Below are 15589 nucleotides of genomic sequence, written 5' to 3' on the forward strand. Positions count from 1 at the left end.
AGTCAGATCATTTAAATTTTTGATTTCCGACTAGGTAAGTGGTACATTAACGCCAATTATTTGGTCATAGGTAGGAAGCCTTGAAATACGATTTCACTCAAGCCCGAAAATGTATTGAAACATTAGACAAGCGTCGTTTTGATCGAGCATTATTGGGCTCAGGTGATGCATTCCGACACATCGTTTCTTTAGTGCCGCTGTTGTTGCATCTTAATCATCCTGCTCTGCCGGGTTATGTGGAAGATGCCCCAGCAGGCATTGCCGATTTTACTCTTTCTAATTATCAACAAAATTTTCTCTCAAAAGAACATCCCGAACTTGCCGAAGACGTGCAAAGTGCGGTCAATTCTGATGCTGTTTTTGTACCGATCTTAGGTATTTATGTGATGGGTAGTTTTGGCTCCATTAGCCAAACTTCAGCTTCGGATTTGGATATTTGGATCTGCCATCAAGATGATTTATCTGAACAAGATCAGCAGCGCTTAGCGGAAAAAACGAAGAAAATCAGCCAATGGGCATCCACATTTCATGTGGAAATACATTTCTATTTGATGACACAACAACGTTTCCGTAACGAACGTTATTCCGATCCGCTAACTAAAGAAAATAGCGGTTCAGCTCAATATATGTTGCTGTTGGAAGAATTTTATCGCTCTGCTGTACGTCTAGCGGGTAAACCATTATTGTGGCTGCACTTGTGGGTGGAAGATGAAAAGCAATATGAGGCCGAAGTTGCGCGTTTAGTCGCGGCTGGTGAGCTTAATTTAAATGATTGGGTGGATTTTGGCGGATTAGGGCAATTCTCTGCGAGCGAATATTTCGGTGCAAGCTTATGGCAACTTTATAAAGGTATTGATTCACCTTATAAATCGGTGATGAAAATCTTGTTGTTGGAAACCTATGCCCAAGAATACCCAAATGCCCAGTTAATTGCTCGCCAATTTAAAGAGGATTTGCTTTCTGGCCATAGCACCGCTATACATCATTTCGATCCTTATATTGCGATTTTAGAGAGAATTAGCCAATATTTGACCGCACATTCAGAATTTAAGCGTCTTGATTTTGTACGTTCTTGTTTTTACGTGAAAGCCACAGAAGACTTTGCGTTATATCACGCTTCAAACTGGCGTATTTCTTATATGAAAATGATGGCCCAAGAATGGGGCTGGTCAAAAGAACGTATTGAAGAATTAGATCAGCGCCCAAATTGGAAAATCAAACGGGTGAAAGAAAGTCACAATAATTTGGTAAATTTCTTAATGATGAGTTATCGAAATCTAGTGGATTTTGCACGCAAACATAAAATTAATTCTAGCGTGATTCCGCAAGATATTACGGTGCTTTCTCGCAAACTTTATACAGCCTTTGAAGAATTGCCGGGTAAAATTACGTTACTAAACTCACAAATTTCCCATAACTTAACAGAAGAACACCTAACGTTCATCGAAGTTCACGGCAATAAGCGCTTTAAAGATGGGTGGTATATGGTTAATCAGCCGCCACACCACATTATGTTCTCGAAAGAACGTGTGATTGAATACGGTGAAAGTTTAAATCAAGTCGTCGCATGGGCTTATTTTAATCGTTTGCTGACGGCTGAAACTCGTTTGCATCTAATCAGTCAAAATATCGACCAACTCAATTTACGTAATTTTGTGGCTGATTTACGATTGTTTTTCCCGCATACAAATGGTCAAACTCCTACAAATGAGGCACTTTCTTCGCAGTGTGAAATCCGAGATTTGTTTATTGCAGTGAACTTAGTGAATGATCCAACAGCACAAGTTGAAGAGCTTAAATCAAATATTTCGCCAAGTGATTTATTCAGTTTTGGTCAGTTAGAACAGAGTTTGGTCGGAAGCATTGATTTCACTTACCGTAATGTGTGGAATGAAATTCGGACTTTACATTTTGAAGGGCAGAATGCGATTTTGCTTGCCTTAAAAGTGCTTTCTAATAAAATTGGTCAAGGTGTGAATCAGCCTCGTTCTGTACAGGTTTTCTGTTACAGTAAACACTACAACCGCACATTACGAAACTTGGTGAGCGTACTTGTAAACCGTTGTATCAGCATTCAATTAGGTGATAGTCGCCCAACAATGCATTCCCGTTTACGAGTGGCTGGGAAAAACTGGCAATTCTTCTTTGAAGAAAAAGGGATTAGCTTGCAACCGATTGACGGTGGAAAAGAAAGTGCGGTCAATTTTGAAGACGTTTTACCAACTCAGTTAGAAGAGAAAGAAACTATTCCTGAAACACGCCGATATCCACCTGAAATTGATTTATTTGCCAGTGAAGGATTTTTACAGTTCTTCTTTGAAGATAATGCCGATAATAGCTTTAATGTTTATTTGTTAGATGAAAAGAATCGCCTCGAGATTTATCGTCAATGCGAGGGCTTAAAAGATGATAAAGTTCGTGAAGTAAATCAGATTTATCAATCACTCGGCTCGAAAGATTGTAAAAATCCGTATAAAATGGTGCAACGGAATTTTAATTACCCGCAATTTTATCAATTGCATCCGACAGAAAGTGGCATGCGTATTATGCCGTTCAAATTTAAAAGCAAAAGGACTTGCGAATAGCTAAATCAAAAAGCATTGTTTGAGATAAATCAAATTTATCTGCAAATTATGTATTGGAAAATAGGCAAAATCCCGATAGAATCCCTCGTTCGAAAATCTATTGAGAAATAATCTAAGGCTGTGGACGTTTTCGCCTTCAGGCAATAGAATGTTCGTCCGCTTATCTCTTGGAGAATATTATGCAAGAAAAGTTAAAAGTATTAATTATCGACGACCATCCATTAATGCGTCGTGGTATCAAACAATTAGTTGAATTAGAAGAAAATTTTGAAGTCATTGCTGATGTAGGAAGCGGTACAGAAGGCATTTCCATTGCGATTCAAGAATCCCCAGATTTAATCATTTTAGATCTGAATATGAAAGGTCTTTCTGGTTTAGACACACTCAAAGGTCTGCGTGCAGAAGGTGTTGATGCGCGAATTTTGATCTTAACCGTGTCTGATGCAAAAAATGATATTTTCACTCTCATCGATGCGGGTGCAGATGGCTATCTATTGAAAGATACTGAGCCAGATGTGCTGCTTGAGCAAATTAAACGTATTGCACAAGGCGAAGTGATTTTAAGTGATTCGATTAAAAATTTACTGTTAGAACGCAAACATACCGTTGATCCAATAGATTCACTCACCGATCGTGAAATGGATGTATTACGTTTAATCGCAACAGGTTTATCTAATAAACAAATTGCGGGTCAGCTTTTTATTTCTGAAGAAACGGTTAAAGTGCATATTCGTAACTTACTTCGTAAACTTAACGTTCACTCACGCGTTGCCGCAACCGTCTTGTTCTTTGAACGAAATGGTCGATAGGTAAGATTAAAACGATAAAAAAGAGCGGTTTTCTAACCGCTCTTTTTGTTATCTTGGCACACCCCGTAATAAAGGGATTGGCTCAAATGGCGCAATGGAAGTTGGCGCAGGAATATCATTAAAAAGTAAGATAAATGGTTTAGGTGGCAAGATTTTTTCATTTCGCCATAAGCTTCCCATACCCACTAATTGAATATCATCGGGTAAATTTTTTATTCCCGATTTTAATACGGCTACGGTATTTGGACGAGGGTGTCCAATAGCAATGGCTGTGCCATGTTTACGTGCATATTGAATGGCGTTCTGAAATTGGCGTTGCACATCTACTAAATTATCGCTGTCATCTAAAAATACATGACGATCTAATACTTTTACGCCTTGTTCTTTTGCTATTTTTCCCGCAACTGATTTTCCGATAGTACGGCTATCTAAAAAGAATAAATGCTGCTCGCGAAGTGCGATCATTAAATAAGTCATTAATGTGGCATCGGCCGTGGCTGCACTGCCCATATGATTATTCATTCCAATGGCATTTGGCACAATAGATTTAGCTTTTTTCACTCGTTCATTCACTTGCGCTTCAGACAAGCCAAGAGTCAAACCACCTTCTTCAATTTTAATATTGCCGACAGGCTGCATCGGCATATGCATGAGAATATCGTGGTTTTGTGCTTTTGCTTCTTGATTGCGAATTTTGGCATAGGGCGCGGTAGGAATAATCGCAACAGAGACTTCTTTAGGCATGGATAAAACCTCGGCATCTTCTTTCGGATGATAGCCAATATCATCAATTACAATAGCCAGTTTGCCTTGTGCAAAAGTAAATGCAGAGAAAAGTGCGGTTGAAAAAATGATCGTATTTTTGACCGCACTTTGAAAGAATGTCGCCATTATTTAATCCACCCAGCTGGATTTACAGGCACGCCTTTACGGCTGATACCAAAGTAAAGGGCCGGTTTAGAGAGTTCACCCGTATTACCTACTTGGGCGATGGTTTGCCCCGCAGACACAAGCTGACCTTGTTTTACAAATACGGCTTGGTTGAAACCATATAAACTCAAGTCGCTATCGCCGTGTTTCACAATCACCATATAACCATAGCCGTTAAGATGACCCGCTAGAATAACACGACCACTTGCAATGGCTTTTACCGCAGTACCCGTTGGTGCACCGATAACCATACCTTTCCAGCGCACTTCACCCGCTTGGATTGAACCAAAGGAATATAACGTCGGGCCGGAAACTGGGCGACTGTATTGACGAGCTGCCGTACCTAAACCACTGGTGCTATTAATCAACTGACATTCTTGCTCAGTTGGTTGATAAGGTTTTGAGGTCCGTTTTTCTTCCTCTTGTTTTTTCTGAGCAAGGGCTTCACGCTCACGTTGTTCTTGTTGGCGAGCGGCTTGTTCAGCACGCTGAATTTCTTGGCGAAGGGCATTTTCGTTCGCTTTCAACGTTTCCAGCTTGTTCTGATCTTTCGTTAAGTTTTTGTTGAGTTCATTTAACGTTGATTGGCGTTCTTGTTGCGCTTTTTGTAATTCTTGTTGTTGTTTCTTTTGCGTAGAAAGTTGATCGCGATGATTTTTTTGTTGCCCTGAAATCGCTTCGCGTTGTTTCGCTAAATTCTCTTGTGTCGCTTTCAGGTTGTTAATCATATCAATGCGAACTTGGTTTAAATGCTGATAATACACTTTCATGCGTTCCGCTTTTTTCGCATCTTCTGAAAGCATTCTTTCCAAGGTGGAAGGATTTACACCTGAGCGATAAATGGCATCTATTTGTTGTGCGAGCTTCGCTTTTTGCACGCGCTCTTGCTTTTCTAATTGCTTGATTTGTTTTTCGGTTTCCGCCATTTGCTTGCGGATTTCTTGCAAACTTAGTTCTGTTTCACGTAATTCACCGACAACGCTATTAATTTTGCTTTCTTGATCTTTAAGATTGGCTTGGAGTTTAGCTTGTGCGCGCTTTTGTTCTGCGATCTTCGATTCTTGTTGTTTAATTTGTTTTTGAATTTGATTGAGATCGTTGCCTTGCGCGAAAGATGAAAAGCCAAGCAGACCACAAGCAAAAAGTGCGGTCAGTTTTGATAAGATTTTTTTTCTACGATTGCTTTGCTGCATACATCTAAACTTGAGAGAAATTAAAGGATGAATAAAACTTGAATACTAGCATTATTTTTGAGTGGCTAAAAGTTTACAGAGGATTTTTTGCGAAAGATCAGTAAATACCGCCTTTTTACTTTTAAACATAACGATTTTTTGCTATAAAAGAACCATTCATTTTTTATCAATACTTAGGAGATCCTTATGGAATTAGTATTCATTCGTCACGGTTTCAGTGAGTGGAACGCAAAAAATTTATTCACTGGTTGGCGTGATGTGAATTTAACCGAGCGCGGCGTAGAAGAAGCAAAAGCAGCGGGTAAAAAATTGTTAGAGAAAGGCTATGAATTCGATATCGCCTTCACTTCTGTTTTAACTCGTGCAATCAAAACCTGTAACATCGTGTTAGAAGAATCTCACCAATTATGGATTCCTCAAGTGAAAAACTGGCGTTTAAATGAGCGTCACTACGGTGCATTACAAGGCTTAGATAAAAAAGCAACCGCAGAACAATACGGTGACGAACAAGTTCATATCTGGCGTCGTTCTTATGACATTTCTCCTCCAGATTTAGATCCGAAAGATCCAAACTCTGCACATAACGACCGTCGTTATGCAAACATCCCATCTGATGTGGTACCAAACGCAGAAAACTTAAAATTAACCTTAGAACGTGCATTACCATTCTGGGAAGATCAAATTGCACCCGCAATGCTCTCTGGTAAACGTGTTTTAGTGGTGGCGCACGGTAACTCACTTCGTGCATTAGCAAAACACATCATCGGTATTTCTGATGCGGAAATCATGGATTTTGAAATCCCAACTGGTCAACCGTTAGTATTAAAACTTGACGATAAATTAAACTACGTAGAACACTACTATCTTTAATTTATAAATGATTTCAAAGTGCGGTTAATTTTGACCGCACTTTTTGTTTAAGGAGAATAACGGATGAAAAAATTACTCATGGTGATTTTTGCCTTGTTACCTATTTTGGCCTTTGCGGCATCGCCAAATCATACGGCAACATCAACTCAAACCAAGTCAGTGAAAACGGCAGTTAAAAAAGTGGAAGCCAAGAAAGCAACTGCGCCTAAAACCGTAGCTAAAACAGCGAAAAAGAAAGAAGATGCCAAAAAAGCAGAAGTAAAAAAGCCAGCTAAAATTGTTGAAGCGAAAAAAGCGGTAACGAAAAAAGAAAAAATAAAAAATAAAACGACAAATAAAGCCGCTAAAGCAGAGCCGACAAAAATGAAAGGCAAACAGCCAGTAGAAAAAACTAAGCAAACTGCAGTAAAAGACAAAAAGACGGTAGCGAAAAGCAAACAAAGTGCCATTAAAGAATCAGCGAAACCAAAAGCTGTTGAAAAAGTGACTGAAAAGAAAGTAGATGCTGTCTTGCAAAAAACAGCGAGTATGGTGACAAAATCTGTCGTCGTACCAAGATGTAATGATTCAAAAGTTTTTGCGGTATTATCTGATGCCTTCAAAAAACAAGGTGCTGCTACTCACACCCAAATGGCAGTGAAACAAATCACGCAAGCCCGTGAAACGCAATCTTATCCACAACAAGGCATTCGCAGCTGTAATGCAATAGTGGAAACCAACGGCGTTAAATATGTTACCGATTACAGCATTATCTTGAATGATAAAGGTTTCTTCGTGCAAGTTGAAAACGCACAACCCGCTCAACGTTTCTAATCTTAATGTGCGTTGTTCAAATGAAGTTGTTTGAATAACGCACGCATTTCTTCTTCATTCAAACAGCGATATTCACCATTACTTAGTCCATCAAGTGTCAAATGGCTCATTTGATAACGGATAAGTCGTAATGTAGGAAAGCCGATATGTGCGGTCATTCGACGCACTTGTCGATTACGCCCTTCACTAATTTTAATTTCCAACCATCTCGTTGGAATACTTTGACGTTTACGAATAGGTGGATTGCGAGGCCAGAGAAAATCCGGTTCAGAAATCAACCGCACTTTTGCCGGTTTCGTCATCCCATCTTTCAATTCCACACCTTGACGAAGCTTGTCTAAGTCCCTTTCTTCAGGAATACCTTCCACTTGCACAAAATACGTTTTTTCTGTTTTAAACTTTGGATCCGCCAAACGATGTTGCACTTCACCATTATTCGTTAAAATCAGTAGCCCTTCGCTATCACGATCCAATCGTCCTGCCGCGTACACATTAGGAATAGCAATAAAATCTTTTAACGTAACTCGGCCATTTTCATCGGTGAATTGTGTCAGTACATCAAACGGTTTGTTCAATAAAACAACAGTGGTCTGTTCTAGTGTGAGCGGCTTCACTTTAGGCTTAAATGAACGAGTAGGTTTTGCCGTTCGTTTGGTTGTAAATGAGCGAGATGGGAAAGATTTCGACATATTATTTATTCAGTAAAAAGAGAAAAAGGGCGGATTTTACTCCGCCCTTTTATATTACCACTGATAGCGATAAACTGCTTGAATTGCATAAGGTTTATCGAAGTTTTTACCGTCAGCACGGCTTACTTCTAAACCAAAACGATGATTTGCAAATCCAGCATTTAAACCGACCGCACTTTCAAAACGTCCACGGCTGCTTGCGACATCAAGCGCGCTGTTTGTGTAATGAATTTTGCTGCTACGGTTTTTGCTAGTAATCGCATTTACTTCTGCATAAGGCTGTAAATTCCAACCATTACTTAATGCAAAGCCTTTGGCTACACGTAAACCAATTCGAGAATAAACAGAAGATAAGCTATCTTCATTCTTTTGTGATGAAATATGTGTCCACGCTAATTGTGCTTGCGGGGTAATTGTCCAATCACTCGCAAGGCTAAAGCGTTTGCCTAATTCACTCGAAATAGTATAAGCGTTGTAATGGCGTTTTTCAGTGTGATCTGAGTTAGCGTATAAACGGCTATATTTCACGATGTTATCTACATAAATACCGTTATCTGCAAGGTAAGCTGCATATAAGCCCACGCTGTTGCTTCTTACTTTGCCATCACCGTAATAACCATTGAAATCAACGTTAGCTTGGCTACGACCAACAAATCCACCAACACGGAGATTATCTGTTACAGCAGCATCAGCGCCCACTTGTAAGCTATATACGTTTTGTTTAAAGCCAGAAGTTTCACTCTCACCTGTCGAAAGTGCGGCTAATTTTTGGCGAGAATTCACATTACGAACCCATACATTACCTTTTTCACCGTTTTTCACTTCACCTAGACGTTGATGAATGCCACTTAAATCATCTTCCACTAAAAGCAATTGTGCTTGGCGAAGAGAAACTTGTGCATTTGCTAAGTCTGAAAGTAATGGTGTACTTGGTAGAACTGGAGCTGCAGGTGGTACTACTGGATTACTTGGAGTTGCCACAGGATTGCTTGGCGTCACCACAGGATTGCTTGGCGTCACCACAGGATTACTTGGCGCCACCACAGGATTACTTGGCGTCACCACTGGATTACTTGGAGTTACCACAGGTTTATTTGGTGTAACTGGTGCAACAGGTGGAGTTGGGGTGACCGCATTTTTAGAATTCGCTAATACCCAATTATTTCCTTCTTTTGTTAGGAAATATTGGTAAGCTCCTAAATCTACACGATTATTCGGGTTCGTTAAGCTAAATGCAGCGTTACCACCATTGGTTTCAACAAGTGTCACTTTTCCGTTAGCAACATTTGCACCTTGGTTCGTTACCCCAATTTTATGATTACCTTCAGCAGTGCCTTTAACAACGATTTTATCGCTTTTGTTTTCAGTGATATTGGTATTGAGGTTAAATGTGCTAGAACCAGTGAGATTATCTTTAATTGTTAATGTTTTGTATTCAGAAGTCGGAGTAAATGTAATCTCAGAACTGTTAGCATCTAGGTTATTCAATGTGCTTGATTTATTGAAGCTCCATTGACTATTAGACATAGATAAGCTGATTTCATTTTTTACTGGAGAATCTGGGTTTTCAAGAATTGCACCTGTTAGTTTAGAATTCTTACTAGCTGTAAGGTTTAGATGATAGACACCTGCAGCTTTGGGATCTAAAGCATCATCGCCTTCTTCTGCTTCAATGGGGAAGTTTTTATCATTAAGCGAGATTAATGCTTGAGTAGCATTTAATGTTGTATTTTCTAAATTAATTTTAACTAACTGATCCTCGCCCAATGGGAATGCGAGCAACCCATAACCTGTATTACTTTCTGAATTTGTTAGTGTTATTGTTTGCGATCCGCTATCTGATGTAGTGAATAAGCCACTTTTATTGTTAAGAGTTACATTTAAACCATTAGCTATAATCGTCTGAAGCGCATTCTCTTCATCTGTACCGATGTCAAAAGCAAATTGCATATCTTGATTTCCAGTAATTTGTACATTACTGATATTTGCTATATCTTCTGCACCATATAATGCGTAGGCAATATCACTCTTTCCATTCATCTTGATACTATGATTGGATGAATTGATAACTGAGGTCTTTTGAGATTCAATTGCACTAGAACCATCGTTATTTATTTCAATATCAGCTTGTGTATTAATTTTGCCACCACGAGATTCAATCGCTGAGTTGCCACTTGAATCACCATAAGCATCCGTTATATTGTGAATTTGTGCGTAATTTTTCTCAATAATGAGTTTTGAGCCTTTTTCAAAAGTAGCAACAGCCCCCGATATATCTAAAAGTGAACTTGAAGGGTAGTCTTCTTTAAGTGTGGCATTTACACCAGATTTAACAGTAATATGATTATTTCTATCAGTAAGGTCAAAAATACTAAATAGTGAATCACTAGAGGCTAGTGGTTGTCCTCCATCAGTCCTAGTTCCAACATCGGTTTTAGCTGTATTTTGGTAGTTTCCTGGAGTAATAGTTACATTAATTGCATCACTAATTGATGTTTGTTGGTTTTTGTTGAAAGTCCAATTAGGTGATGCACCCCAAGAATACTGACATCCTGTTGAGTTTGAGCAAGTGAGATCTGTTGCCCATGCTGAATTAACTAATCCTAAGCCCATAGCCACCAAACTCACTTTAAAAGTGCGGTTAAAAATTTTGTTGTTTTTCATATTAATTCCTTTGGATTATAAAAAAAGCCAACTTATTGAATAAGTTGGCTTAAATTTTACCGATTTTATGATTAACCCGCAACTGCGATACGTTTCATATCAGTCATATAGCCACGTAACTCTTGACCGATTAATTCAACCGGGTGGTTACGGATTGCATCGTTTACATCGCGTAAGGTGATATTATCGATTTCCATTGCTGGGGTTGGTTCGCCTAAGTCACCTTTTTGTAAGGTTGGGATGATTTCTTTAGCAAGAATTGGGGTCGCTACGTTAGAGAATAAGTAGTTACCATATTCTGCAGTATCTGAAATTACGACGTTCATTTCATATAAGCGTTTACGTGCGATGGTGTTCGCAATTAATGGTAATTCGTGAAGTGATTCATAGTAAGCTGATTCTTCATAAATACCGCTTGCAACCATTGCTTCAAAAGCTAATTCGACGCCCGCTTTCACCATTGCGATCATTAATACACCGTTATCAAAGTATTCTTGTTCGCTAATTTTGCCATCATATTTTGGTGCATTTTCAAAGGCGGTTTTACCTGTAGCTTCACGCCATGCGAATAAGTCTTTATCGCCATTTGCCCAGTCTGCCATCATTGTTGCAGAGAAGTGACCGCTAATGATGTCATCCATGTGTTTGTAATATAAGAAACCAAGGCTTTCTTTGATTTGTTCAGCTAGTTCAAATGCACGTAATTTTGCACTGTTTGACAAGCGATCCATCATTAATGTGATACCACCTTGTTTTAATGCTTCGGTAATCGTTTCCCAACCGTATTGGATTAATTTACCTGCGTATGCTGGATCTTTACCGTCTGCTACTAATTTGTCATAACATACGATAGAACCTGCTTGTAACATACCGCAAAGGATAGTTTGCTCACCCATTAAGTCAGATTTTACTTCTGCCACGAATGAAGATTCTAAAACACCCGCTTTATGACCGCCCGTTGCAGCAGCCCATGCTTTTGCGATGGCCATGCCTTCGCCTTTCGGGTCATTTTCAGGGTGAACCGCGATTAATGTTGGCACACCGAAACCACGTTTGTATTCTTCACGCACTTCAGTACCTGGACATTTTGGCGCAACCATTACAACTGTAATGTCTTTACGAATTTCTTCGCCAACTTCAACAATGTTGAAACCGTGTGAATAACCAAATGCAGAGTCTTTTTTCATTAAAGGCATCACATCAGCAACCACTTTAGAGTGTTGTTTGTCTGGCGTTAAGTTTACGACTAAATCTGCAGTTGGAATCAATTCTTCATAAGTACCAACTTTAAAACCATTTTCGGTTGCGCGTTGGAATGACGCACGTTTTTCTGCAATTGCTTCAGGGCGTAAGGCATAACTAATATCTAAGCCTGAATCACGCATATTCAAACCTTGGTTTAAACCTTGCGCACCACAGCCCACGATAACGATTTTTTTGCCTTTTAAGAAGTTTGCTTCATCTGCAAATTCTTCGCGATCCATAAAACGACAACGACCTAATTGATCTAATTTTTGACGTAAATTTAAAGTGTTGAAATAGTTAGCCATTTTTTGTCCTTAATTGTGTAAGGTGAATAATTGTATGATGTTGTGTTTGCATATTTTTTTGTTGTGGTTTGATTATAGGATTTTTTGTTGTTGCGTAAAGTGATATTATGGGAATGTAATGTTGCAGTTTTTGCAATTATTGAAGTTGAAAATAAGGATTGGGCTTTTATTAATGAGTTTCTTCGTTTTTTGTACTGCCAAATCTCCCCTACCCCTCTTTGCTAAAGAGGGGAATTCTTTATTTAATTGCTAGGAAGTGACTCATTCATATTTTTAATTATTGTTATTTATTGGCATATTTAGTTACCTTAAAGCTCAAAAAAGAATTAAGTTATTCCTTAAATATAAAAGGAACTTTAGTCAATTACTATAAAGATAAAATGCAGATCTTTGTATTATGCAAAGGACTAACCCATCTTTGCTAAAGATAGGAGCTCTTTATTTAATTGTTAGAAACTGGTTTATGTATATGTTTAACCACAGTTGCTTATTTGATTTTGATTGCCGTAAAAATCAAATGAAGAAGTAAATTTTTCTTTAATATAAACGAAACTTTAGTCAATGAGTGATAACTGATTCCGTTATATTATTTATCACCGTCATTAGCATATTTAATGTTAATTACTGTAAAGATAAAACGCAGATCTTTGTGTTCTGTAAAGAACAATTTCCTCTTTAGCAAAGAGGGATAGGGGAGATTTGGCAGTACAAAAAACGAAGAAATTAATTTTTACTATAGATAAAAAAAGTTATGGAATTTAACGACCTACAAATATTCATCCACCTTAGTGACACAAAAAACTTCGCAAAAACCGCCACCCAAAACCATATGTCCCCTTCCACCCTTTCCCGTCAAATTCAACGGTTGGAAGACGAGTTAGGGAAGACACTTTTTATCCGTGATAATCGGCAAGTCAAACTTACTGAATATGGTGAGAAATTTTTGCAATTTGCTAAAACAGAATGGCAAAATTGGCAACAATTTAAACAACAACTTAAAGATGAATCCGATGAACTTTGCGGTGAAATTAAACTTTTTTGCTCTGTCACTGCATCTTATAGCCATCTTCCGCACGTACTTAAAGAATTTCGCCAACGTTATCCTAAAGTGGAAATTCAGCTGACGACGGGCGATCCAGCGCTTGCATTAGAGTTGATTCAAACACAACAGGTTGACCTCGCTATTGCGGGTAAGCCAAATAATCTGCCATCCAGTGTGGCATTTCATAAAATTGATGATATTAGCTTGTCTTTAATCGCACCGCGAGTGGCTTGTTTGGCAACACAATTACTGCAAGAAAAAACCATTAATTGGCAGCAAATGCCTTTTATTTTCCCTGTTGAAGGGCATGCTCGGCAGCGGATTGAGCAATGGCTACGGGAGAAACATATTAAACATCCGAAAATTTATGCTACCGTTGCAGGGCATGAAGGGATTGTTCCGATGGTAGGATTGGGGTTCGGATTAGCGATGTTGCCTGATGCGGTGATTGACAATAGCCCAATGAATAACCAAATTTCCAGACTTAATCTCGATAAGCCTATTGAGCCTTTTGAATTGGTTATTTGTACCCAAAAAAGGAATCTCGAACAACCCTTAATCCGTGCATTTTGGGCGATGTTAGAATAGAATGATTGGCTGTTTAGAATAAGGATTTCTTATGTTTAAAGGTGTTCTCGTTTCATTATTTGCCTCATTTTTATTTGGCTATATGTATTATTTTTCTACACTGCTGAAACCTTTGAGTGGCACGGATATTTTTGGTTATCGGATGATTTTTACGTTTCCCTTTGTTGTCCTTTCCGTGTTTATGTTTAAGCAGAAAAATGCGTTGATTCATCGCTTAAAACTCATCAAAAAACAACCGCACTTGGCATTGCCTTATCTTTTTTGCGGCTTATTAATGGGTTTTCAAATGTGGCTTTTTCTTTGGGCGCCGAATAATGGCAGTTCGTTGAGTGTGTCTTTTGGTTATTTGCTTTTGCCAATTGTGATGGTGGCAGCAGGTCGCTTAATTTTTAAAGAACGTATTTCAACATTCAAATTTATTGCAGTCGTGATTGCCGCGTTGGGGGTGATTTCTAATATCGTGCTAAAAGGTGGGCTTTCTTGGGAAGCCATTGTGATTTGTGTTGGCTATACCACCTATTTTTCCGTTCGAAAAGCATTAAAAAATAGTGATCTCGCTTCTTTTTGTTTAGAGATGTTGAGCCTAATCCCAATTAGCATTTATTTTGCGTTACAAACAGATTTCGCAGTGGTTGAACAAAGCAATCCTAATATTTGGGGACTTCTTGTATTGCTTGGATTAATTAGCGGCACGGCATTGATTGCTTATGTGATCGCTAGCAATATGCTACCAATGAATTTGCTTGGCCTACTTGGTTATGTGGAAACCATTATGATGATTTTCGTATCGTTTTTTATCGGTGAACAAATTGACGCCGAAAGTTACCCGCTTTTTATTTGTTTAGTGCTCGCTATGATTCTTGTTGTGATTGATGGTGTGTACAAACAGCACGCAAAAGGAAGTTTATAAATGTCATTTAAAGAAATTACGCCACAACAAGCTTGGGAAATGGTTCAACAAGGGGCTGTGTTAGCTGATATTCGCGATGATGCCCGCTTTACTTACTCGCATCCTAAAGGTGCTTTTCATTTAACGAATCAAAGTTTTTTGCAATTTGAAGAGTTAGTAGATTTTGACTCCCCTATCATTGTGAGCTGCTATCATGGGGTAAGCAGTAAAAATGTAGCGACCTTTCTAGTGGAACAAGGCTATGAAAATGTATTTAGTATTATTGGTGGATTTGATGGTTGGTGTCGAGCAGAATTACCAATTGATACAGCTTATTAATGTGTTTTAAATAAAATTGATTTGATGAAAAAAGTGCGGTGAAATTTCACCGCACTTTTGTGTTTCTTAGTTTACCATTCGTAGCCTACGCCAACGGAGCTTACCACGTCGCCTTGCGTATTTGTGCTTCCACTTAGGCGGAATAATACTTTACCGTTGTCACTAGAGCGGCTATATCCCACAGCAATAGCATTTTGTCCTTTGAAGTTTCCTGCACCCGCAGAAATCATAGACTTACCATTACCTCGTACTTGTGGCAATCCAGCTATTGCAGCAGAACCCGCAATCCCAGCTTTCAGCATTTTATTATGTTGGGTAACTTTTTGATTAATAGCCTCGACAACAGAATAAAGTTGAGAGCCGTTAATCGCATCCGTTGATGTACTGGTAATACGACCTGCTGCAACGTGCGTAATTTGACGCTCTTTACCTTCGGCACCTACGCTGACAGTTGATGTTGGATTTGTACCAGCAAATCGATAAGTGGTGCCTTGAATCGTGATGCTTTCTACAGGCATTGGTTTACTTGGCGCAGATTCGTTACCTAATACTACAGCGCCATCAAACCCTGCATCAACAGTAACATTATTGCCTAACACCATCACATTATGTGATGCAACTTTATTCC

The 15589-nt window shown here is 38.8% G+C and carries 13 protein-coding genes; 7 read left to right on the forward strand and 6 right to left on the reverse strand.

Annotated elements, in window-relative coordinates; all coding sequences use genetic code 11:
* Positions 1-80: 80 nt before the first annotated feature.
* Together DX522_RS06050 and DX522_RS06055 are read left to right on the forward strand one after the other, a co-directional pair.
* Positions 81-2585 (forward strand): class I adenylate cyclase, encoded by a 2505-nt coding sequence (locus DX522_RS06050; RefSeq protein ID WP_115180158.1) that lies wholly within the window; start codon positions 81-83, stop codon positions 2583-2585.
* A 179-nt stretch (positions 2586-2764) separates the two neighbouring features.
* Positions 2765-3394 carry a response regulator gene (locus DX522_RS06055; protein WP_115180159.1) on the forward strand — a complete coding sequence of 210 codons (630 nt, stop codon included), beginning with the start codon at positions 2765-2767 and terminating at the stop codon, positions 3392-3394.
* 48 nt (positions 3395-3442) lie between these two features.
* Here the strand turns inward: DX522_RS06055 and DX522_RS06060 are convergent, their stop codons facing one another.
* Together DX522_RS06060 and envC are read right to left on the reverse strand one after the other, a co-directional pair.
* Positions 3443-4285 (reverse strand): divergent polysaccharide deacetylase family protein, encoded by an 843-nt coding sequence (locus tag DX522_RS06060; protein ID WP_115180160.1) that lies wholly within the window; start codon positions 4283-4285, stop codon positions 3443-3445.
* Complete coding sequence (gene envC, locus DX522_RS06065; protein ID WP_115180161.1) at positions 4285-5517, reverse strand: murein hydrolase activator EnvC; 1233 nt, start codon at positions 5515-5517, stop codon at positions 4285-4287. Before envC ends, DX522_RS06060 begins: the two co-directional genes overlap by 1 nt.
* Positions 5518-5703: 186 nt before the next feature.
* Here envC and DX522_RS06070 point away from each other — a divergent pair, with 186 nt between their 5' ends.
* Entirely contained in the window at positions 5704-6387 is a 684-nt protein-coding gene (locus tag DX522_RS06070) for a 2,3-diphosphoglycerate-dependent phosphoglycerate mutase (protein ID WP_054420165.1), read from the forward strand.
* 63 nt (positions 6388-6450) lie between these two features.
* On the forward strand, positions 6451-7200 hold the full coding sequence (locus DX522_RS06075) for a hypothetical protein (RefSeq protein WP_115180162.1): 750 nt from the start codon (positions 6451-6453) through the stop codon (positions 7198-7200).
* Between the two features lie 2 nt (positions 7201-7202).
* Here the strand turns inward: DX522_RS06075 and DX522_RS06080 are convergent, their stop codons facing one another.
* From DX522_RS06080 to ilvC, 3 genes are all read right to left on the reverse strand, one after another.
* Positions 7203-7889: a pseudouridine synthase gene (locus DX522_RS06080; RefSeq protein ID WP_115180163.1), complete on the reverse strand. Its 687-nt coding sequence runs from the start codon at positions 7887-7889 to the stop codon at positions 7203-7205.
* A gap of 54 nt (positions 7890-7943) precedes the next feature.
* Positions 7944-10553, reverse strand: a complete 2610-nt coding sequence (locus tag DX522_RS06085) for an autotransporter outer membrane beta-barrel domain-containing protein (RefSeq protein WP_115180164.1) — start codon at positions 10551-10553, stop codon at positions 7944-7946.
* A gap of 71 nt (positions 10554-10624) precedes the next feature.
* Complete coding sequence (gene ilvC / locus DX522_RS06090; RefSeq protein ID WP_115180165.1) at positions 10625-12103, reverse strand: ketol-acid reductoisomerase; 1479 nt, start codon at positions 12101-12103, stop codon at positions 10625-10627.
* Positions 12104-12854: 751 nt separating this feature from the next.
* Between ilvC and ilvY the strand changes: the two genes are divergently transcribed.
* The 3 genes from ilvY to glpE are packed head-to-tail and all read left to right on the forward strand — an operon-like array spanning position 12855 to position 14961.
* Positions 12855-13733, forward strand: a complete 879-nt coding sequence (ilvY, locus tag DX522_RS06100) for an HTH-type transcriptional activator IlvY (protein WP_115180166.1) — start codon at positions 12855-12857, stop codon at positions 13731-13733.
* Between the two features lie 31 nt (positions 13734-13764).
* Positions 13765-14643, forward strand: a complete 879-nt coding sequence (rarD, locus tag DX522_RS06105) for an EamA family transporter RarD (protein WP_115180167.1) — start codon at positions 13765-13767, stop codon at positions 14641-14643.
* Entirely contained in the window at positions 14644-14961 is a 318-nt protein-coding gene (gene glpE / locus DX522_RS06110; protein WP_005633166.1) for a thiosulfate sulfurtransferase GlpE, read from the forward strand.
* A gap of 71 nt (positions 14962-15032) precedes the next feature.
* Here glpE and DX522_RS11660 read toward each other — a convergent pair whose 3' ends face one another.
* Positions 15033-15563, reverse strand: coding sequence for a YadA-like family protein (locus tag DX522_RS11660; RefSeq protein WP_226397188.1), 531 nt, complete (start codon positions 15561-15563; stop codon positions 15033-15035).
* Between the last annotated feature and the right edge of the window lie 26 nt (positions 15564-15589).

The sequence above is a fragment of the Haemophilus parainfluenzae genome (assembly GCF_900450995.1).
GTDB classification, from domain to species: Bacteria; Pseudomonadota; Gammaproteobacteria; order Enterobacterales; family Pasteurellaceae; genus Haemophilus_D; species Haemophilus_D parainfluenzae_O.